Source organism: Oerskovia gallyi (assembly GCF_014836745.1).
Lineage (GTDB): Bacteria > Actinomycetota > Actinomycetes > Actinomycetales > Cellulomonadaceae > Oerskovia > Oerskovia paurometabola.
The window spans coordinates 150548-169704 of the sequence record NZ_JACSQE010000009.1; the positions used below are offsets into that span (position 1 = coordinate 150548).

At 73.4% G+C, this 19157-nt stretch carries 17 protein-coding genes and 1 tRNA gene; 5 read left to right on the forward strand and 13 right to left on the reverse strand.

Translation table 11 applies throughout. The annotated features are described in order from the left end of the window. Window positions 1-38 precede the first annotated feature (38 nt). The 4 genes from H9640_RS12540 to H9640_RS12555 all read right to left on the reverse strand — a co-directional run bounded on the left by H9640_RS12540 (window position 39) and on the right by H9640_RS12555 (window position 4554). Window positions 39-1271: a PQQ-dependent sugar dehydrogenase gene (locus H9640_RS12540; protein WP_318243764.1), complete on the reverse strand. Its 1233-nt coding sequence runs from the start codon at window positions 1269-1271 to the stop codon at window positions 39-41. A 126-nt stretch (window positions 1272-1397) separates the two neighbouring features. Then, a complete protein-coding gene (locus H9640_RS12545) occupies window positions 1398-2594 on the reverse strand; it encodes an aminotransferase class I/II-fold pyridoxal phosphate-dependent enzyme (protein ID WP_204809784.1) in 1197 nt (398 codons plus the stop codon). Between the two features lie 64 nt (window positions 2595-2658). After that, window positions 2659-3825, reverse strand: a complete 1167-nt coding sequence (locus H9640_RS12550; protein WP_191791041.1) for a variant leucine-rich repeat-containing protein — start codon at window positions 3823-3825, stop codon at window positions 2659-2661. Between the two features lie 201 nt (window positions 3826-4026). Beyond that, a complete protein-coding gene (locus H9640_RS12555) occupies window positions 4027-4554 on the reverse strand; it encodes a MarR family transcriptional regulator (protein WP_191791042.1) in 528 nt (175 codons plus the stop codon). A 109-nt stretch (window positions 4555-4663) separates the two neighbouring features. Here H9640_RS12555 and H9640_RS12560 point away from each other — a divergent pair, with 109 nt between their 5' ends. Continuing rightward, window positions 4664-5269, forward strand: a complete 606-nt coding sequence (locus H9640_RS12560; protein ID WP_191791043.1) for an isochorismatase family protein — start codon at window positions 4664-4666, stop codon at window positions 5267-5269. 56 nt (window positions 5270-5325) lie between these two features. Here H9640_RS12560 and rsmI read toward each other — a convergent pair whose 3' ends face one another. Next, entirely contained in the window at window positions 5326-6390 is a 1065-nt protein-coding gene (gene rsmI, locus H9640_RS12565) for a 16S rRNA (cytidine(1402)-2'-O)-methyltransferase (protein ID WP_225227131.1), read from the reverse strand. Window positions 6391-6415: 25 nt separating this feature from the next. Between rsmI and H9640_RS12570 the strand changes: the two genes are divergently transcribed. Next, window positions 6416-8113: a dolichyl-phosphate-mannose--protein mannosyltransferase gene (locus H9640_RS12570; protein ID WP_191791044.1), complete on the forward strand. Its 1698-nt coding sequence runs from the start codon at window positions 6416-6418 to the stop codon at window positions 8111-8113. Between the two features lie 90 nt (window positions 8114-8203). Here the strand turns inward: H9640_RS12570 and H9640_RS12575 are convergent, their stop codons facing one another. The 3 genes from H9640_RS12575 to H9640_RS12585 form a co-directional block, all read right to left on the reverse strand. Continuing rightward, window positions 8204-9667: a family 20 glycosylhydrolase gene (locus H9640_RS12575; protein WP_225227132.1), complete on the reverse strand. Its 1464-nt coding sequence runs from the start codon at window positions 9665-9667 to the stop codon at window positions 8204-8206. 124 nt (window positions 9668-9791) lie between these two features. Further along, entirely contained in the window at window positions 9792-11453 is a 1662-nt protein-coding gene (locus H9640_RS12580) for a hypothetical protein (protein WP_191791046.1), read from the reverse strand. 107 nt (window positions 11454-11560) lie between these two features. Beyond that, on the reverse strand, window positions 11561-12649 hold the full coding sequence (locus H9640_RS12585) for a fatty acid desaturase family protein (RefSeq protein WP_225227133.1): 1089 nt from the start codon (window positions 12647-12649) through the stop codon (window positions 11561-11563). A gap of 272 nt (window positions 12650-12921) precedes the next feature. On the opposite strand from H9640_RS12585, the gene H9640_RS12590 reads away from it, so the two are divergent. Both H9640_RS12590 and H9640_RS12595 read left to right on the forward strand, forming a co-directional pair. Next, a complete protein-coding gene (locus H9640_RS12590; RefSeq protein WP_191791047.1) occupies window positions 12922-13398 on the forward strand; it encodes a DUF4190 domain-containing protein in 477 nt (158 codons plus the stop codon). A gap of 121 nt (window positions 13399-13519) precedes the next feature. Beyond that, the gene (locus tag H9640_RS12595; protein WP_191791048.1) at window positions 13520-13822 is read left to right on the forward strand and encodes a hypothetical protein; all 303 of its coding nucleotides are present in this window, start codon (window positions 13520-13522) and stop codon (window positions 13820-13822) included. Between the two features lie 67 nt (window positions 13823-13889). Here H9640_RS12595 and H9640_RS12600 read toward each other — a convergent pair whose 3' ends face one another. The 5 genes from H9640_RS12600 to H9640_RS12620 form a co-directional block, all read right to left on the reverse strand. Then, window positions 13890-14750 carry a carbohydrate kinase family protein gene (locus H9640_RS12600; protein WP_191791049.1) on the reverse strand — a complete coding sequence of 287 codons (861 nt, stop codon included), beginning with the start codon at window positions 14748-14750 and terminating at the stop codon, window positions 13890-13892. Window positions 14751-14783: 33 nt separating this feature from the next. Next, window positions 14784-15584 carry a carbon-nitrogen hydrolase family protein gene (locus H9640_RS12605; RefSeq protein WP_318243766.1) on the reverse strand — a complete coding sequence of 267 codons (801 nt, stop codon included), beginning with the start codon at window positions 15582-15584 and terminating at the stop codon, window positions 14784-14786. 316 nt (window positions 15585-15900) lie between these two features. Continuing rightward, a tRNA-Ala gene (locus tag H9640_RS12610) sits at window positions 15901-15976 on the reverse strand. An 85-nt stretch (window positions 15977-16061) separates the two neighbouring features. After that, complete coding sequence (locus tag H9640_RS12615) at window positions 16062-17468, reverse strand: hypothetical protein (protein WP_191791051.1); 1407 nt, start codon at window positions 17466-17468, stop codon at window positions 16062-16064. 81 nt (window positions 17469-17549) lie between these two features. After that, window positions 17550-18215, reverse strand: a complete 666-nt coding sequence (locus H9640_RS12620) for a GNAT family N-acetyltransferase (RefSeq protein WP_225227134.1) — start codon at window positions 18213-18215, stop codon at window positions 17550-17552. A 240-nt stretch (window positions 18216-18455) separates the two neighbouring features. Between H9640_RS12620 and H9640_RS12625 the strand changes: the two genes are divergently transcribed. After that, a complete protein-coding gene (locus H9640_RS12625; RefSeq protein WP_138823037.1) occupies window positions 18456-19094 on the forward strand; it encodes a 5-formyltetrahydrofolate cyclo-ligase in 639 nt (212 codons plus the stop codon). Window positions 19095-19157 lie beyond the last annotated feature (63 nt).

A 19157-nucleotide genomic window follows, 5' to 3' on the forward strand; every position in this document is an offset into this window, starting at 1 on the left:
AGGGCGACGCCCCGGACCACCGAGGGCGACGCACCCGTTCAGCGGGTCGTCAGGTCGACCCGCAGCAGGTGGTCGTCGCCCGCGGACGGGCTCCCGCGCCCGTCCGTCTCGTTCGTCAGCACGAGCAGCGACCACGGCCGGCCCGGTCCCGGGGAGGGGAACGGGAGCACGGCCCGCAACCGCCCCCACTCCCCCGCGAGCAGGGCCTGGGGTGCGCCGAACGCCGTGGGCGGGGCCGCGCCGTCGGGTGTCTGGTCCTCGCCCCACGCGAACGGGAGGCGCCACAGGCGCTCGCCGCGCAGCCCCGCGACGTAGACGCCGTCGGGCAGGACCGCGAGACCGCTCGGGCTCGCCTCCGTCGTGGGCCAGGTCGCGACCGGGTCGACGAACACCGTGCCGTCCGCGGCCGCCGTCCCGCCGAGCGTCCCCTCGCGGTCCGGCCAGCCGTAGTTGCCGCCCGGGACGATCACGTTGACCTCGTCGAGCGTGCTCTGCCCGAACTCGCTCGCGAACATCCGCCCCGTCGCGTCCCAGCCCAGGCCCTGCACGTTGCGGTGGCCCAGGCTCCACACGCGCGAGCCGTCCGGGTTGCCCGGCGCTGCCTCGCCGTCGAGCGTGAGCCGCAAGATCTTGCCCGCGAGCGAGCCCGGGTCCTGCGCGGCCCCCGGCTCGGCCGCGTCTCCCGTCGCGACGTACAGGAACCCGTCGGGCCCGAACGCGACCTGCCCGCCGTTGTGGTTGCCCGCCTTCGGGATGCCGTCCACGACGGTCGTCAGCTCGCCGAGCACGGCCGCACCCGGGTCGAGGGTCCCGCGCAGCACCTCGTTGCCGTCCGCGCCGGTCCGGTAGACCACGACCGTGCCGTCGGCCGAGAAGGTCGGCGAGACCGCGACGCCCAGCAGTCCCCCCTCGCCTCCGTGGTCGGTCCCGGACGTGAGCGCCTCGGCGCCAGGACCCGAGACCACGGCGACCGTGCCCGCCGCCAGGTCCAGGAGGCTCACGGTCCCCTCGTCGCGCGACGTCACGACCAGCCGCCCGTCCGGGAGGGCCGCCAGACCCCAGGGGGACGCGAGGTCGTCGACCAGTGCGATCGCCGTCGTGCCGACCGTCGGGACCACCGTCGTCCCCCCGCCGGGAGCGGGCGAGGAGGTGGGCGTCGGGACCGGCGGGGCCGTCGTCACCACGCTCGGCCCGGGGGCGGGGCCGCCCGAGCACGCGGCCGCGAGGCCGAGCACTGCCACGAGCAGCACGACGGACGGTCTCTGCCTCACGGGCGCCTCACCTCCGGGACGGGGTTCGCTCATCGTCGCAGCGATCGTGCGCCGCAGCACGCGGCGCCCTCGCCCCTCGCCCGACGCCGGAGCGCCCCCGGGTGCGCTCCGCCGTCGGACCGGCCGCTACTGCAACCGCGTCAGGCCCTTCTTGAGGTTCCGGATCGCCTGCGCCGTGCGCTGCTCGTTCTCGATGAGCGCGAACCGCACGAACCCGTCGCCGCCCGGGCCGAACCCGACGCCGGGCGAGACCGCGACGTCGCACTCCTCGATCACGTGCGTCGCGAACTCGATCGACCCCATCTCGCGGTACGGCTCGGGGATGCGCGCCCACGCGAACATGGTGCCCTTCGGCCGGTGGATGTCCCACCCGATGCGGTCCAGGCCGTCGCACAGCGTGTTGCGGCGCGACTCGTAGACCGCCGAGACCTCCGTGGGGAAGTCGAGGGCCTCGTTGAGGGTGACGGTCGCCGCGATCTGGATGGGCTGGAACGTGCCGTAGTCCAGGTAGGACTTGAGCTTGGCGAGCGCGCCCACGACGTCCGGGCGGCCCACGAGGAACGCCACGCGCCAGCCCGCCATCGAGTACGACTTGGTCATCGAGTAGAGCTCGACCGCGACCTCCTTGGCCCCGTCGCACTCCATGATCGAGGGCGGACGCCAGCCGTCGAACGTCATGTCGGCGTATGCGAGGTCGTGCACCAGGACCACGTCGCGCTCGCGGGCCCAGTCGACCAGGCGCTGCAGGTCCTCCTTGGTCGCGATCGTCGTGGTCGGGTTGTGCGGGAAGGACAGCACGACGACCCGCGCCTTGGGCCACCCGTACTCCCACGACTCCATCACGCGGTCGATATACCCGGCCGCGTCCGTGCCGTCACCGATCGCGACCTGCCGGGCGTCGGCCCCCGCGAAGTACGGGCCCCAGATGTGGATGGGGTAGCTGGGAGTCGGCACGATCGCGGCGTCGCCCGGCTGCAGCAGCACCCACATGAGGTGGCTGAACCCCTCCTTGGCGCCGATGGTCGAGATGATCTCGGTGTCGGGGTCGAGCGTCACGCCGAACCTGCGCTGGTACATGTCCGCCGCCGCCTGGCGCAGCTTGGGGATGCCGCGCGACGCCGAGTAGCGGTGGTTGCGCGTGTTGTGGACCGCCTCCGCGAGCTTGTCGACCGCGATCTGCGGGCTCGGCAGGTCGGGGTTGCCGAAGCCCAGGTCGATCACGTCGCGCCCGGCGCGGCGTGCCTCGAGCTTGAGCGAGTCGATGATCGTGAAGACGTAGGGGGGCAGGCCGGGGATCCGGCGGAACTCCATCTCGCGTGGCATGCATGGCAGGGTACGCCTGCCCCGCGCCGGGGCGTCGGCCGGTCCGCGGGGTCGGACGACGGGCTCAGACGGACTCGCCCTCGACCGCTTGCGTGAGCGCCTGCGGGTCGGTCCAGTCCCCTTCCCAGCGCTCGCCGTCGATCACGATGGTCGGCGTGCCGAAGCCTCGCGGGCCCGCGAGGGCCGGGTCGCCCGTCGCGGTGCCGGTGGCCGCGGCGACCCAGCTCGCGAACTGGGACGCGCTGCCGTCGGCGATCTCGGCGACGACATCCTCGGGCACTCCCGCCGCACGGGCGACGTCCGCGATCTGCCCGTCGCTCAGTCCTGCCGTCCCCTCCTCCGGCTGTCCCGCGAGGAGACCGGCGTGGAAGTCCTGGAACGCGTCAGGGGCCCGGTCGGCGACCAAGGCGGCCGATGCGGCCGCGCGCGTCGAGTACCGCGAGCCCTGCGAGTAGCGGTCGAGGATCGCGACGGGATGGACGACCACGCGGGCGCTCCCTCCCTCCCGCAGGGCAGTGAGACCCGGGCCGTTGATCTCCTCGAACTGGCCGCAGATGGGACACATGTAGTCGACGTAGACCTCGATCGTCACGGGGGCAGCCGGGTCGCCGGCCCCGGCGAGGAGGCCGTGGTCGGGCGTCGCGTCCGCGGGCGCGTCCGACGCCGAGCCCTGGTCATCGGGCGCCGGCGAGGTGCCGGGCGAGGCGCTCCGGCCTGGCTCTGCCGGGGCCGCGGGCGCGGCGGACGGGGTTCCGCCGGTCGTGGCCAGGAACACGACGAGCGCCACGAGGAGCACCAGGACCAGGCCTGCGAGCACGGCGAGCAGGGTGACGCGGGCCCGCCGCTGGGCCGAGGGCTGCGGCCCGTGGGCTGCGGCGACCTGCGGCCCGACGGCGTAGGGCGCCCCGCCCGGGTACATCGCGGCGGGGTGGGTCGCCGTCGGGTACGTCGCAGCGGGACGTGGTGCGGTCGGGTACGCCGTCGCGGCGGGGCGGGGTGCGTAGGGCGAGGCGAACCGGGGCGCGTCGGCCCCCTCCTGCGCACGGGCCGCGAGCGCGGCGTCGACGGCCGGGTCGCCCCAGGCCGCGAGCCAGGAGAGCAGGTCGGGGTAGGCGCCGGGGTGCGCGGCGACGCGCGGGCGCAGGTCGGGGTGCTCGGCCGCGACCTGGGCGAGCACGCTCGCCGGGGCTGCCGGGTCCTGGACGGCGCGAAGGGCCTCGTCGTGAAGCATGGTCGGTCCTCGGTGTCTCGTCGGGCGGCGGTGTCTCGTGAGCGGCGGGCGCGGGCGGCGACCGTGGACGGCGGGCGTGCGCGGCGCCGTCGGGCAGGACCGTTCCCCTGACCGGTGCGGCTCGCGCCGTCAGGGTACGCGGTCCGGGTCCCCTCGGCGGCGTGATCCACAGGCGCGCGCCCGCGCCCGCCGTCCTTAGGCTCAGGTCCCCGGTGCCCACCCGAGGTTGCGGGCCATCTGCTCGAGGGTCGCGATCGTCTGGTCGTACTGCTCGCGCGTGATGCCCTCGGCGAGCCGCTCGCGCGAGATCGAGACGGCGTCGAGCAGGTCGTGGTAGGCGTGCTGGCCCGCGACCGTCACCTCCCAACCCGATCCTCCCTGAGCGACCCAGCCTCGGGTCCGCAGGTCGGAGATCTCGGCGGTGACCCCGGCCGCCTGGCCCGTGGCCACCCCGGTACCGCCGGGCGTCGCGAACGGCGACAGGACGCTGTCGACCGTCGTGGCGTCCGAGACGCCGTCGCGGATCATGTTGAGGACCTGCCAGTGGCGGCGGGTGAGGCCGGTGCGCAGGAAGACGTCGTCGAAGCTCTGGTCGATCAGCCGGTCGACGAGCTTGAGCCAGTACCCGACGGGCCGCTCCCCCGGCGCGGGTCCCGCGGACGGCGCCGGCGCAGGCTCGGTCGCCTGCTCGGTCGGGCTCGGGCGGTCGGTCGCGCCTGTGGTGCTCATCGTCGGGCTCCTTCGCTCGGACCGTCCGACGAGGTCCGCCGGCGGATCTCGACCCAGCCTACGAACCACGAGCGTTCCCCGCCCCACCAGGCGGTGGCAGAGTGGTGCCATGACCAGCACCGACACCCCGGCCACGGGCCGCGCCCTGATCGTCGTCGACGTCCAGCCCACGTTCTGCGAGGGTGGTGAGCTCGCGGTCGAGGGCGGCGACGCGGTCGCCGAGGCCATCGCGGTCTTCGCCGCCGAGCACCGCGCGGGCTACGACCTCGTGGTGACGACCCAGGACTGGCACGTCGACCCGGGCCACCACTTCGCGACGGCCCCCGAGGTTCCCGACTTCGTCGACACGTGGCCGCCGCACGGCCTCGCGGGCACGCCGAACGCCGAGCTGCACCCGGCCCTCGCGGACCTCGCTCCCGATGCGAGCGTCAAGAAGGGCGAGTACCAGGCGGCGTACTCGGGCTTCGAGGGGGTCGACGGCGAGGGCCGCTCCCTCGCGCAGATCCTCCAGGAGGCGGGCGTCGCGTCGGCCGACGTCGTCGGGATCGCGGAGTCGCACTGCGTCCGGGCGACCGCGCTCGACGCGCACGCGCTGGGGCTCGCGACCCGGGTCCTGACGGACCTCACGGTGCCGGTGTCGGCCGAGCTCGGCGAGGCGGCCCGGGTCGAGCTCGCGGCGGCGGGCGTCGAGCTGGTGCGCTCGACCGAGGCGTGAGGGTTGTCAGAACGAGCGTGGCCCGGGGTCACGCTCGTTCTGACACACGGCTCCCGTCAGGCCTTGCGCGCTGCGAGCGCCGCCGCGTACAGGTCGCGCTTGGGCACTCCCGCGGCGGTCGCGACCTCGGCGACGGCCTCCTTGAGACGCTCCCCTGCGGCGACCCTGGCCAGGACCTCGGCGACGAGCTCCTCGACGGACACGGCCTCGCGCGCCGGTGCCCCGGCCACGACGACGCAGATCTCTCCACGGAGCTGGCGGTCGGCGGCCTCGGCCGCGAGCTCGCCGAGCGTGCCGCGCAGGACCTCCTCGTACGTCTTGGTCAGCTCGCGGCACACCGCCGCGGGCCGGTCTGCGCCGAAGCCCTCGGCCATCGCGGCGAGCGTGTCGTCGATCCGGTGCGGGGCCTCGAAGAAGACCATGGTCCGGGGCTCGCGCGCGAGCGCATCGAACGTGCGCGCCCGCTCGCCGGGCTTGCGCGGCGGGAAGCCCTCGAAGCAGAAGCGGTCGGTCGGCAGCCCCGACAGCGCGAGCGCGGTGAGGACCGCGCTGGGGCCGGGGGCCGAGGTGATGGGCAGGTCGCGTTCGACGGCCCGCGTCACGACGCGGTAACCGGGGTCCGAGACGGAGGGCATGCCGGCGTCGGTCACGATCACGACCGTGCCACCGCCCTCGACGACGTCGAGCAGCTCGTCGGCCCGCTCGACCTCGTTGTGCTCGTGATAGCTCACGACGCGCCCGCCGATCGACACGCCCATGCGCGTGGCGAGGGCGTGCAGCCGGCGCGTGTCCTCGGCCGCGACGACCGCGGACTCCGCCAGGAGGCGTCTCAGCCGCGGGCTCGCGTCCTCGACGTTGCCGATGGGTGTCGCGGCCAGGACGAGATGCCCGTCGTCCTTGGCACCGCGCCCGACCGGCTCCTGCTCGTCCGGGGTCTCGTCGTCCCTCGCCGTGGAGGTCTCGTCCTCCGGCCCGACGCCGTCGCGCGCCTCGGGCGCGTCGCCTCCCACGTGCTCGCCCACCTCGGCGGGGTGCGCTGCGGCCCGGACCGGTGCGGCGCCGTCGGGCAGGGGGGCGGGCGACTCGGGGGTGGACGCGGGCGTGGGGCGGGCGTTGCTCATACCCCCTAGCGTTCCACGTCCTACGATGGCCGACGTGCCCCAGCCTTCCTCGGACCCGACGCCGGCCGTCCCCGCCCCCGCGACCGACGACCCGTTCCCGGCACCCCGGGCCGAGGCGGTCGAGGCGACCGACGCACCGGACCCGGCCCTGCCCGCCCGCGACCGCCTGCTGCTCACGCTGCTCGGCGCGCGCCGCCTCGCGCTCGGGGCGACGTCGAAGGACCGGCTGTGGGGCTGGCTCGGCCCCGGGCTCGTCGCGCTGCTCGCCGGTGTGCTGCGCCTGTGGGACCTGGGGCGCCCCGGCACCCTCGTCTTCGACGAGACGTACTACGTCAAGCAGGCGTACACCCTGCTGCGGGTGGGGTTCGAGGCAAAGTGGCCGGACGAGCCCAACCCGGCGTTCGAGGCCGGGAACGTCGACACCTTCCTGAGCGTGCCCGACTACGTGGTCCACCCTCCCCTGGGCAAGTGGATGATCGCGGGCGGCATGCAGCTCTTCGGGGGCGCCGAGAACCCGTGGTCGTGGCGCATCTCGACCGCGCTGGTCGGCGTGCTCGCGGTGTTCCTCCTGGCCCGGATCGCGCGCCGCCTGTTCGCGTCGACCGCGATGGGCATCCTCGCGGGCGGGCTGCTCGCGATCGACGGCATGGCGATCGTGCACTCGCGCACGGGGCTCCTCGACAACTTCCTCATGTTCTGGGTGCTCGTCGCGTTCGGCTTCCTGCTGCTGGACCGCGAGCAGGCGAGGCGGCGGCTCGCCGACAAGGTGGGGGCGATCCTCGATGCGGGCCAGGAGATCGGTCGGTACGGGCCGTGGCTCGGGTGGCGGTGGTGGCGCTTCGCGGCGGCGGTCTCGCTCGGCCTCGCGTGCGGGGTCAAGTGGTCCGGGCTGTACTTCCTCGCGGTCTTCGCCCTGCTGTCGGTGCTGTGGGACGCGAGCGCGCGCCGCGCCGTCGGGATCAAGCGGTGGTGGGAGGACGCGCTCCTGCTCGACGCCGTCCCCGCCGCCCTGATCATGCTGCCCACCGCGGCGCTCACCTACCTGGCCACGTGGTTCTCCTGGTTCCGCTCGCCGAGCGCGTACCTGCGGGACTGGGCCGCGGAGCACCCGGGCGAGGGCGTGCAGTGGCTCCCCGAGTCGTTGCGGTCGCTGTGGGCGTACCACCAGAAGATGATGGACTTCCACACCGGGCTCAGCGCCGAGCACGCGTACGCCTCCAAGCCCATCGGCTGGCTGGTCCAGTGGCGCCCGACGTCGTTCTACTACCGCGACGGGTCCGACGGTGTGACGGGCTGCGGCTACGACGAGTGCGCGCGCGTCGTCACGTCGCTCGGGAACCCGGTCCTGTGGTGGTCGGCGGCCCTCGCGGTCGTCGCGACCGTGGTGCTCCTGGTGTGGCGCAAGGACTGGCGGGCCACGGCCGTCCTCAGCGGCCTCGTCGCGGGCTGGCTCCCCTGGTTCGCGTACCCGGACCGCACGATCTTCACGTTCTACGCGATCGTGTTCACGCCGTGGGTGGTCCTCGCGCTCGTCTACGTCGTGACGGTCCTGCTCGAACGCACCGAGCGGCTCCCCTCGGCCAGGGGCTGGGTGATCTGGGGGGTGACCGCGCTCATGACCGTGATCGTGGTGATGAGCATCTTCTTCTACCCGATCTGGACGGCCATGGACGTCCCCGAGTGGTTCTGGCGCCTGCACATGTGGCTGCCGAGCTGGATCTAGCGAGCCCCGGGGCTGGACGCGGACCCGGGGCCGGGGCCGAGGCGGGGGCCGGGCATGCGGTCGACCGCATGCTCGGCCCCGAGCGGTCCGCTAGGACCAGTCGACCTGCGGGGTCTCGTGGAACGGGAGCCCTTCACGGCGCCACGTCGCGGCCTCGCTCACGACGCGGCGACGGTAGTCCTCCCAGTCCTTGCGCTCGGGAGCGGTCCAGGCGACCTCGGCGGCGGCGGACAGCCTGGGCAGCAGCATGTGGAACAGCTCGTCCTGGGTCGACAGCGTCTCGGTCCAGATCGCGGCCTCGACCCCCTCGACCTGGTCGGCGGGCAGCCCCGGGATGATCTCGGCGGGGTCCCAGTCGTACGCGGTGCGCAGCTCGATCAGCCCGGCCCAGTCCTGCCCCAGGGGGTACTCGGCGGTGTACTTCATGTCGAGGTACGCGTGGTTGCCGGGGGACATGATGAAGCGCGAGCCACGCTCGGCAGCGGCCAGGAAGGGGGCGACGTCGGTGCGGGTGTCCCAGTACTGGACCAGGGTCTCGGGCCGGGTGTCGGCCTGCGCGGCCTCCTGCCAGGTGACGACCTTCTTGCCCGTGCCGAGCACGATCTCCTCGAGCAGCGCGATGAACTTCGCGTACTCCTCCGCCCCGAGGGTCAGGGCCTCGTCGCCACCGACGTGGATGTAGTCGCCGTCCGTGATCGCGGCGATGTCTCCGAGGACGTCGCGCAGGAAGGGCTCGGTCGCGGGCAGGTCGTAGGTGAGCTGCGAGAACCCGACCTCGATGCCCTCGTACCTGGCGGTGCGCTGCCCGTCGGCGCGCAGCTCGCCGTAGACCGCCGTCGCGGCGTTGGTGTGCCCGGGCAGGTCGATCTCGGGGACGACGGTCACGAAGCGGTCCGCGGCGTAGTCCTGCAGGCGGCGGAAGTCCGCGAGGCTCAGGTGGCCCCCGGCCTTGCCGCTCGTCGAGGTGTCGGACGAGAGCTTCGCGAGCTCGGGGCGCGACGGCGTCTCGATGCGCCACCCCTGGTCGTCCGTGAGGTGCAGGTGCAGGACGTTGAGCTTGTACGACGCGAGGACGTCGATCACGAGCTCGAGCTGCTCGAGCGGGAAGAAGTTGCGGGCGATGTCGAGCGAGAGGCCGCGCCAGGCGTAGCGGGGGGCGTCCCGCACGACGACGGCGCCCACCTCGGCGCCGTGCTCCCCCTCGGTCACGAGCTGGCGGAGGGTCTGCACGGCGTCGAACAGACCGACCGGCAGGGCAGCCGTCAGCACGGCCCTCGACCCGCTCACCTCGATCGTGTGGCGCTCCGGGCTGACCGACCCCGCTGGGCCCGCGTCCTCGGCGAGACGCAGCTCGACGGCGGGGGCGCCGTCGGGCAGGGCGTCCGCCACGGTGACCGGTGTGCCTGCCGCACGCGTCAGGAGCTCGGCCGCGTACGCGGCGACGTGCTGCTCGGCCGCGGAGGGACCAGCGACGACGACGGCCCCTTCGAGCCGGAGCGCGTCGTCTCCCGCCCGGGAGTCGACCTGCAGGGGCTGGGGAATGATGGCGACCATCGGGGACCTCGTCGTCGTGGTTGTCTCGAAGCGACCGAATCGAATCGATTCGTCTGTGCTGGCCGACATACCGTAACCGGCCCGGCTGAGGGAGACAAGAACGCGACGGCGCGGCGAGCCCGACCTACTCGACGACGACGACGAGAGGATCCGGCGTGACGGGCTCCGTGGTCGCGGCCCGCTCGGGCGTCACCTCGCCCACGAGGTCGGTCCGACCCCAGCGCAACGCTCCCGGCGCCCCGGCCGTGAGTGTCTCCCAGGCCTTGGTCCGGGCGGCGTAGGACCCCGCGACGTCGGAGTGCACCACGACGACGACCGAGTCGCTCGTCGTGACGAGAGCCCCCATGTTCGTCACCGACCTCGGCGTCGAGGCGTGCACGACCAGCAGCTTCTGCGGCAGCGCCTTGGCCTTCACGAGGCTCTCCAGCGAGGAGACGACCTCGTTGATCTCCTCAGCGGGAACCTCGCCGTCCTTCTTCACCGTCCCGCCCGCGCGTCGTGCGTCGAGGTCGAGCGAGACGCCCACGCCGGGCAGCGCGAGCAGGTCGGCGTACCGCTCGACCTGGTCGGCAAACGTCGCCCGGCCGGGCTGGATCTCGAGGAGCACCTGCTGCCCCGCGTCCAGCGCGGCCTGCACCGCAGGACGGACCGCCTCGACCGCGAGCTCGGTCGAGTAGTTGCCATCCTTGCCCGCAGCCCCGGACGACTCCGTCACGACGAGCTCGACCGTCGGGACCGTCACCGTCTGGTCGCCCTCCGCGGTCGCGACCGCGACGTACGGCTCGGCGCGGGCCGCCGCCTTCTCGACCATCTCCGCGGTCCTGGCAGGCGTCGACGGGACCGTGGTCGAGGGCAGCACCACGTAGCGCTTGCCCGCGGACACGAGCTGCCCGCCCCCGGCGAGCTCCACGCCCGTCTCCGCGGCGCGCACGCGCGCCGTGAGGTCCTCGACGGTGCCGAACGACTCACCGATCCCGACGACGGCCAGCGCCTTGGCCTTGGCCATGGCCTGGACCGATGCGCTCGTCGCCCGCGGGTCCCCGCCGGCGACCGCGAACGGAACCACCCCGGCGGCCTGCGCGGTCGCGAGGGCCGCCGTCTGACCCGGCGCCTCGTCGACGAGCGCGAGGACCTCCGTCAGGAGGCGGGGTGACGCGGTGTCGGGGAGCTGGGCGCGCACCTCTGCGAGGTCGTTCTCGTCGATCTCGGTCCCACCGTCCACGGTCTCGACGAGAGCACCTGCGTCGAGCGCGACCGCGTCGAGGGAAGGGGCGATGGCCTCGACCGAGCCCTTCGCCTCCTGCTCGAGATCCTCGCTCGACGCCGCGGGCACGGCGGCCGCTCCCGCCGTCACGACCCCGGCCGCATCCACGTTCGGCGCCCGGTCCGGCGTCACGACGACCGCGGTGACGGCGCCGAGGCGCTCGATCTCCTTCGCGAGCCCGCTGTCGGCGATCGCCCCGCCCATGAGCAGGACCGGAGCGTGCAGCTCGAGCGCAGCGGCTGCGGCGGCGTCCTGCGCGGTCTCGTCGTCCGCGTCGGCCAGGACCACGACGGGGGCCCGCGAGAAGAACGACTGGCTCGCCGTGAGCGCCAGCTCGGCGGGGTCGGTCGAGGTCAGGACGAGCACGGGCGCGATCTGGTCGACCGCCGCGGCACGCAGGTCCTCGGTCTGGACCTCGGGCCGCTCACCCGTCACGTCGCCGTCGCCGCAGGCGGCCAGCAGGGACGTGGTCAGGGCGAGGGTCGAGGCGAACAGGACAAATCGGGCCTTCCGTGAATTCACGTCTCTATCATCCCCTACTGCGTGTGCCGCGCCGAGTCGCGGCGCGTCGCCGTGGGGCTCCGTCGCCCGATGTCGCGCGAGCCAGCCGGAGTCGACAGCCCGCAGGCTCAGCGTACCGAACGGTACTGAGCCGTGAGGGGGCACTGGAACGGGTCGCGGGCCGCGAGGCCCACCCGGTTCAGGTACCGGACCACGATCCGGTACGAGTCCACGAGGGTCGTCTCGGTGTAGAGGATGCCCCGCTCGGCGCAGAACTCCTTGACGATCGGACGGACCTTGCGCAGCGAGGGACGCGGCATGCTCGGGAAGAGGTGGTGCTCGATCTGGAAGTTCAGGCCGCCCATCGCGACGTCGACCCAGCGCCCGCCCGTGATGTTGCGGGACATGAGCACCTGACGACGCAGGAAGTCGATCTTGACGTCGGGTGCGACGGTCGGCATGCCCTTGTGGTTGGGCGCGAAGGACGCCCCCATGAGCACCCCGAACAGGCCGAGCTGGACGCCGAGGAACGCGAAGGCCATCCCCACCGGCAGGACCAGGAACACCGCCGCGAGGTACCCGCCGAGGCGGGCCACGACGAAGACGATCTCCACGGTGCGGCGCTTGACCGGCCCTCGGCCGAAGATGGTCTTGATCCCCGAGACGTGCAGGTTGAGGCCTTCGAGCAGCAGCAGGGGGAAGAACAGGTACCCCTGGCGTGCCGCGAACCAGGCGCGCAGCCCGCTCTTGGTCTCGGTGAGCGTCTCGGTCTCCCACACGAGCACGCCGTTGATCATGTCCGGGTCGCCGCCACGCGTGTTGGGCTTGGCGTGGTGACGCGAGTGCTTGTGCTGCCACCAGCCGTAGGACAGGCCGCCCAGCAGGTTGGCGACCACCAGGCTCGCCCAGTCGTTCCAGCCGCCCGACCGGAAGATCTGGCGGTGCGCAGCGTCGTGGCCGAGGAAGGCGGTCTGCGTGAGGAGCACGGCGAGCAGCGCGGCGATGCCCATCTGCCACCAGGACTCGCCGATGAGCACGAAGGCTACCCCGGTCGCGGCGAGCAGCGTGAGCAGGACGGCGAACTTGGTCCAGTAGTAGCCGTAGCGGCGGCGCATGAGGCCGAGCTCCTGGACGGTGCGGGTGAGGGCGGTGAACTCGCTGACCTGGCGTTCACGCGGAGACTGCGTGCGGCCAGGAGCGGTGGCGTCGAGCGTCAAAGGATGGCCTCTCGTGGTCGCAGACGCGGCGCCCGGAGGCAGCGCATCCGACGGGTGGTTTCGTCGCGAACGTGACCGACAGTACCCGTACAACCTACGCAAGCGTAGGTTTTGTCCGCCACGAGATCGTCGACGCCACGAGACCTTCACATCCGGTCGGCTCGTCACAGGCCCGACGACGTCACGCCCGACACGGTGTGAGCACCCGTTGTCCAGGGTCACCGGGCACGCCATACTGGGCCGCGAACCCTGCCCGCACCACGAGGAGCGACATGTCCAACCCCGAGCAGAACCCGTCCGGCACGCCCGACCCCTACGGCGCCCCCCAGGACCCGGCTGCCGGCCAGGCACCCCAGGCGCCCCAGTACGGCGCACCGGCTTCCGGCGCGCCGCAGGCGCCCCAGTACGGTGCACCGCAGGCACCCGCCCCCCAGGGGTACGGCGCGACCGCCCCCGCGACCGACCCCGGCAAGACGCTGGGCATCGTGGGCCTCGTGCTGTCCATCCTCACCTGCACGTCGCTGATCGGTGTGGTCCTGAGCATCGTCGCGCTGGTCAAGTCGAAGAAGGCCGGCTACAAGAACGGCTTCGCCCTCGCCGGGATCATCGTCGGCGCGGTCCTGCTCATCGCCTCGATCGTCGTCGGGATCTTCTTCCTCGTGGCGGGCAACGCCCTCCTCGAGGCCTGCGAGGGCGTCCCCTCGGGCGAGACCATCGTGTGGCAGGGCGAGACCGTCCCCTGCCCGTGACACCTGTCACCGCACCGCGCCCCGTGGGCCTCGACCGATCTCCGGTCGGGGCCCACGGCCGCTCGTGCGCCGAACACCCGCCGCACCCGCACGCCCGCACCGTAGACACCGAGGAAGCACCGTGACCCACCCCGAGCCCGTCGTCCACAACCCCGGCAAGGTCCTCGGCATCGTCGGGCTCGTGCTCTCGATCCCTCTGTCGCTGGTCGGGCTCGTCCTCGGGATCGTCGGGCTCGTGAAGTCACGCCGAGCCAGGCTCAACAACTGGTGGGCCGTGGCCGCGATCACGATCTCGTTCCTCGTGATCGTGGCGATCGTGATCTGGGCCGCGACCCTCGTGTGGCTCATGGGCGAGTGCGCAGAGCTCGGCCCGGGGATCCACGACGTGAACGGCCGCCCGATCGAGTGCGTCGCCGGTTCCTGATCTCCCCATCGCGGGCAGCGGCCCGCGATGAGACTGGCGCCCGGCGCCCCGCCCGCGGCGCCGTCGGTCAGCCGAGCGGCGCCAGGTCCGGGCTCTGCACGCACAGCGCACCGCGCCGCGCACCTTCGCCCAGCGCCTCGGCGACCCCCGCCCCCTGCAGGTGGGCGTCGAGGTAGCCCGCGAAGAACGCGTCGCCCGCACCGTTGGTGTCCACGACGCGCTCGACGGCGACGGCCGGCACCTCGACCCAGTCGCCGTCTGCGGTGAGGGCGCTCGCCCCCCGTGCACCGTGCGTGCACACCACGAGCCGCGCACCGGCCGCCACCCGGGCCTCCATGAAGGCCCGGTACCCCGGGAGCCGGTCCGAGCTGAGGAACAGGTACGAGGCCGCCTCGACGAACTCGCGGTGGAACTCGGCCTCGCCGTCGTAGTCGTGCACGTCGCACCACACGTCCTTGCCCAGACGGCGCGCCTCGCGCAGCAGCGGCAAGGCGGGCAGCGCGAGGTCGACCACGACGGCCGGGGCCGCGGTCAGCGCCGCGACGGCGGCGTCCCACGTCGACCCCGGGGCTACCTCGCCGGGCGCCTGGAGGTAGATGGACAACCGCTCCCCCGCCCCGCCCATGAGGTTGAGGTGGCGCTCCGTCCGGCCGTCCGGCGACGGCTCCACGAGGAGCGTGACCCCCGCCCGCCGCAGGACGTCCTCGACGCGGGGAGCGACGTCGTCGGTCCCCAGGACCGTGCGCAGCACGACCTCGCGGCCCACGGCGCGCAGGTTCAGGGCCTTACCCGCCGACGTGCCACCGACCGTGGCGCGGTGTCGCTCGGCGAACAGCGTCTGCGAACGCGGCTCGGGCAGGGCGTCGAGGTAGACGAGCTCGTTCCACGAGGCGGGACCGGCGACGAAGACGGGCGCAGAGGTGTCCATGGACGCCGACGCTACCCGCGCACCAGGTGCGGGTCAGCCCGGCAAGACCGTCTCGCGGGCTCGCTCGCCGAGCGCCGGGCGCCTGTCCGTCCACATGCGCTGCGCGGCGCGGGCCGCCGCGAGCACCGCCGGATCGACGTCGGCGATCGCCAGCCCCTCGCGGGACTCGACGTGCGCGACACGACGCCCGACCGGGTCGAAGACCGCCGACCCACCGATGAAGTCGCTCGGGGCCCCGACGAGACCGGCGAAGACGACGTACATCCCGTTGTCGAGCGCCCTGGCCGCGTAGTGCAGGTCCCGCCGGTGGGCGCCGCCGGGGAAGTACGCGCCGCTGTTGACGTAGACGCTCGCCCCGTCGGCGGCGGCCGCGGCGGCGTGCTCGGGAAAGTTCGCGTCGTAGCAGACGGAGAGGGCGACCTCGACCCCGTCGACGGTCAGGCTCGCGCCGCCGGGCCCCGCGGAGAAGGTATCGCGCTCGCTCGCGTGCAGGTGCTGCTTGTCGTAGGCGACCCATGGAGCGCGCCCCGGCGCGAGCACCAGGTTCGTCAGCGCGCGACGGTCCCCGTGGTCGAGCGCCGTGTTCAGCACGACGACGGCCCCGGTGGCGTCGACCGTACGCTGCAGCGGCGACGTCCAGGACAGGTCGTCGGCACGAGGCAGCGGTCGCGCGAAGACGGCGTCGTCGTAGCCCGTCACGAACGCCTCGGGGAGGACGACGAGGCGCGCACCCGCCGCGGCTGCCTCGGCCGTGAGACGTGCGGCCTTCTCGACGTTGGCGACCGTGTCGCCCGGGATCGCCTCCGCCTGTACCGCGGCCACTCTCAGCTTCACGGGATCACGGTAGCGGTTCCGAGAAGCCGGTTCGGGTGACGGACTCAGCGTGTGGATGGCCCCGGTGACCGGCAGCGCGCCGGGCGGTACGACCAGCGAGACCCACCCCGCGGCCGAGTGGCTCACCGGGCCTACCGCATCACCGACCTCGTGCCCTCGGCCGCCGACGACTTCGCCCAGGCCGTGCTCGAGGGCCTCACGACACGCCTGAACGCCTGACCCGGGCATGACGAACGATCCCCCCACTTGGCCCCCAGCCTGTACAGGGTGACGGAACGACGAAGGCCCGGAACCTGACGGTTCCGGGCCTTGTGCCTGGTGGAGCTAGGGGGATTCGAACCCCCGACCTTCTCATTGCGAACGAGACGCGCTACCAACTGCGCCATAGCCCCAGAGCGAGGTCAACATTAGCACCTGATTCGAGTGCTTCGACAATCCGTCGCCCTCGCGGCCCCGCCAGGCCCCCGCGCGGGGGACCTACCCGCCCGAGACGCGCCTGCGGGCCAGGATCTCGTTGAGGTCCAGGCCCAGCGTCTCGGTCTTGGGCTTCTTGTCGTCGCCCGCCGCAGGGACGGCAGGACGGGTCGACACCGGCACGGCCGGCACCACCGGCGAGCCGGTCACCCCCGCGCCCGGCCCCTCGGGGGCGGGACGCGGCGTGGCAGCCGGCGCGACGGGGACGGCCACCTGGACCGGCGCGACGCCGGTCTCGGAGGCCGTGGGCTTCATGGTGTACGTCGGGCGTGGGACCGGCACGGGCTCCCAGGCGTCGCCGGCCTCGCCGTCGGTCGACGGTGCCGTCCGCTCGGGGCGGGGCGCCTCGTCGCGCGCCTCGGCAGGCGCGACCTCGGCGACCTCCGCCTCGACCACGACGACGACCGGCTTCTCGCGCTGCCGGTCGTCGAACAGCTCGCCGCCGCTGGCCCCGGTCCGGGGTCGGGGTAGGTCGGGCTCCGGTTCGACGCGGGCGGTCGATCCGGTCGCCGGACGCCGGTCCCGGCTGCGCGCGGCACCACGTTCGAGGTCGGCGGGCGTGACGCGCGGGATCATCTGGGTGCTCGTCTGCGAGGGCCGCACGGCGTGCCCCGTGACGCGCGAGGGGTGGACGTTGCGCGGAGCCACCGGGCTGCCCTGCACGGGCCCTCGCGAGGCGCGTGCGGCCTCCCTGGCGGCGGCTCGACGGTCCGCGAGCCACGCGGTGTCGGCCCGGCGCGCGGCGAGCACCGCCTGACGCCCCAGGACGAGGACCAGGACCAGCGCCGCCGTCGGGCCCGCGGCCGCGTACCAGGACACCAGGCCGAAGCCGACGGCGACCCACGCGCCCGCGGTCGCGAGCAGCAGCAGGAGCGTCAGCACCAGGCGGCGCCGCGCCGCCTTGGCGCGGCGCTCGAGCAGGGCGATGCGCGACGACGAGGGCGCCTTGCGGGGCACGGACGTGTCGGCGGTGCCGCCCTCGGCGCGCCGCCCGGGCGCGATGGACGGGCGAGGGTCTCCCGTGCGGACGTCGTTCTCCATGGTCTGCGGCCCCTCCTTCGACGACGACCGGTGGCCGGTGCCACCGGTCGTGACCTGCTGGACTTCTCTCGGTGCGTCCGTGCCTGCGTCCGAGACCCGCAGCAGGAGCCCGACGTCGGGCTCGGTCGCGAGGGCCGGCCCCAGGAGCAGCGATCGCCCCTCGGCAGCCCCCAGGTGGCCCGGGGACGCACGGCGCTCACGCTTGCCCGACGCGACCCCCAGGACCCGCAGCGAGCCGGAGAACCGGTCCTCGACCCGCGAGTCCAGGAACTGCTGACGCTGCTTGACGCGGTGCGGCACGTAGTAGGCGAACCAGATCACGAACAGGGCAAGGACCGCCACGCCTGCCGAGCCCGTCGTCGATTCCACATGCCGACCGTAGGCGAGCCGCCAGGTGGGCTCCCGGACGCCGCACGGCGTGTCGGTCCTTTTCCCTGACCGGACCATGCACTATGGGGCGTCGCGGCGCCGCTCCTGCCAGCGGGTCAGCAGGCCGTCGGGGACCTCCTCGGTCGTGATCGCGAAGGTCCGGTGGTCGCACCACTGGCCCTGGATGTGGAGGTAGCGCTCGCGCACGCCCTCGTCCCGCAGGCCCAGCTTCTCCACGACGCGCAGGCTCGGACCGTTCTCCGGGCGGATGTTGATCTCGATGCGGTGCAGGCCCAGGACCTGGAAGCAGTAGTCGACCGACATCGCGACCGCGGTGGGGGTCACACCGCGTCCTGCGACGTGCTCCCCCACCCAGTACCCGACGCTCGCCGAGCACAACGACCCGTACGTGATGCTCGACACCGTGAGCTGCCCGACGAGCTCGCCGTCCAGCTCGACCGCGAACGGCAACGTCGTGCCCGCGCGCGCCTGGGCGGACAGGATGCGCACGTACTCCCCGAAGGTCGGCGGTCCGCCGCCCGCGCCGGGCCGGGGCGACGTCGCCTCCCAGCGTTCGAGCCACGACGCGTTGCGGGCACGCAACGTCATCCACGCGTGCCCGTCCTTGCGGCGCAACGGTCGCAGCACCACGCTGCCGTCGGTGGCGTCCTCGCGGAGCGTCACCGGCCACGGCTTCGACACGCTCCACGTCCGCGCGAGCTTGCTCGTCATAGTTCCCGTGCCCATCGATCGTCCGTCCTCGGCTGCAGAGCCCGAGACGTCGTGCCTTCGAGCACCAGGATCACCGACGCGACGCCTGGTGGACAGGGTGTATCACGACCTGACACACCGACACCAGCAGCAGCATGCACCCGGGCGGACGGCACGGCATCCGTTGCGCACCCTCGACCCTCCGCGATCCGGACCTTTCCGTCCGACGACGGCACCACGGACACTTCTTGCCCGAACCTTTGCGACAATAGGCGCATGAGTGGCCCGGTTCAGCCGTATCCCCTGCATGGAAGCATCGAACCCGAGGACGCGAAGGAGATCCTCCGAAAAGCCATCCGCACTGCTCGATCCGCACGCACCGAGCGCCGCCGCGACGAAGCGGCCCAGGCGATCGCCGACGTGATCGAGACCATCCCCGAAGTCCTGTCCGCGCGGTGCGTCGCGACGTACGCGGCGCGCCCCACCGAGCCCGGCACCACGGCGATGCTCGAGCGGCTCTCCGCCCGGGGCGTCCGCGTCCTCCTGCCCGTCCTGGGCGCCGGCCTCCAGCGTGACTGGGCCGAGTTCGACGGGGCGCACGACCTCCAGGTCCGCGCCCCGGGCAGGCCGCCCGAGCCGAGCGGCCCCACGCTCGGGGCGGCCGCGCTCGCCGACGCCGACGTCGTCATCGCGCCCGCGCTCGCGGTCGACTCGAACGGGGTCCGCCTCGGGCAGGGCGGCGGCTGGTACGACCGCGCGCTCGAGCACGTGCGCCCCGGCACCAAGGTGATCGCGGTCGTCTTCCCCGAGGAGGTCTACGACGCGACCGACCGTCCGCTGCCCCTCGAGAAGCACGACCGCACCGTGGACGCTGTCGCGACTCCCCTCGGGTGGCGCTGGATCGGTCAGGACTGACCGGCTCCGCCGTCCCTCGCGCACGACGAAGGGCCCCCCCCGGGCCCGCGCCCCCGCGGGGCC

Bases quoted from the DNA above. Each gene is read 5' to 3' on its own strand.
- H9640_RS12545 (WP_204809784.1), bottom strand. From the start codon at position 2,594: ATGCCACGCGAGATGGAGTTCCGCCGGATCCCCGGCCTGCCCCCCTAC.
- H9640_RS12550 (WP_191791041.1), bottom strand. From the start codon at position 3,825: ATGCTTCACGACGAGGCCCTTCGCGCCGTCCAGGACCCGGCAGCCCCG.
- H9640_RS12555 (WP_191791042.1), bottom strand. From the start codon at position 4,554: ATGAGCACCACAGGCGCGACCGACCGCCCGAGCCCGACCGAGCAGGCG.
- H9640_RS12560 (WP_191791043.1), top strand. From the start codon at position 4,664: ATGACCAGCACCGACACCCCGGCCACGGGCCGCGCCCTGATCGTCGTC.
- rsmI (WP_225227131.1), bottom strand. From the start codon at position 6,390: ATGAGCAACGCCCGCCCCACGCCCGCGTCCACCCCCGAGTCGCCCGCC.
- H9640_RS12570 (WP_191791044.1), top strand. From the start codon at position 6,416: ATGGCCGACGTGCCCCAGCCTTCCTCGGACCCGACGCCGGCCGTCCCC.
- H9640_RS12575 (WP_225227132.1), bottom strand. From the start codon at position 9,667: ATGGTCGCCATCATTCCCCAGCCCCTGCAGGTCGACTCCCGGGCGGGA.
- H9640_RS12590 (WP_191791047.1), top strand. From the start codon at position 12,922: ATGTCCAACCCCGAGCAGAACCCGTCCGGCACGCCCGACCCCTACGGC.
- H9640_RS12600 (WP_191791049.1), bottom strand. From the start codon at position 14,750: ATGGACACCTCTGCGCCCGTCTTCGTCGCCGGTCCCGCCTCGTGGAAC.
- H9640_RS12620 (WP_225227134.1), bottom strand. From the start codon at position 18,215: ATGGGCACGGGAACTATGACGAGCAAGCTCGCGCGGACGTGGAGCGTG.
- H9640_RS12625 (WP_138823037.1), top strand. From the start codon at position 18,456: ATGAGTGGCCCGGTTCAGCCGTATCCCCTGCATGGAAGCATCGAACCC.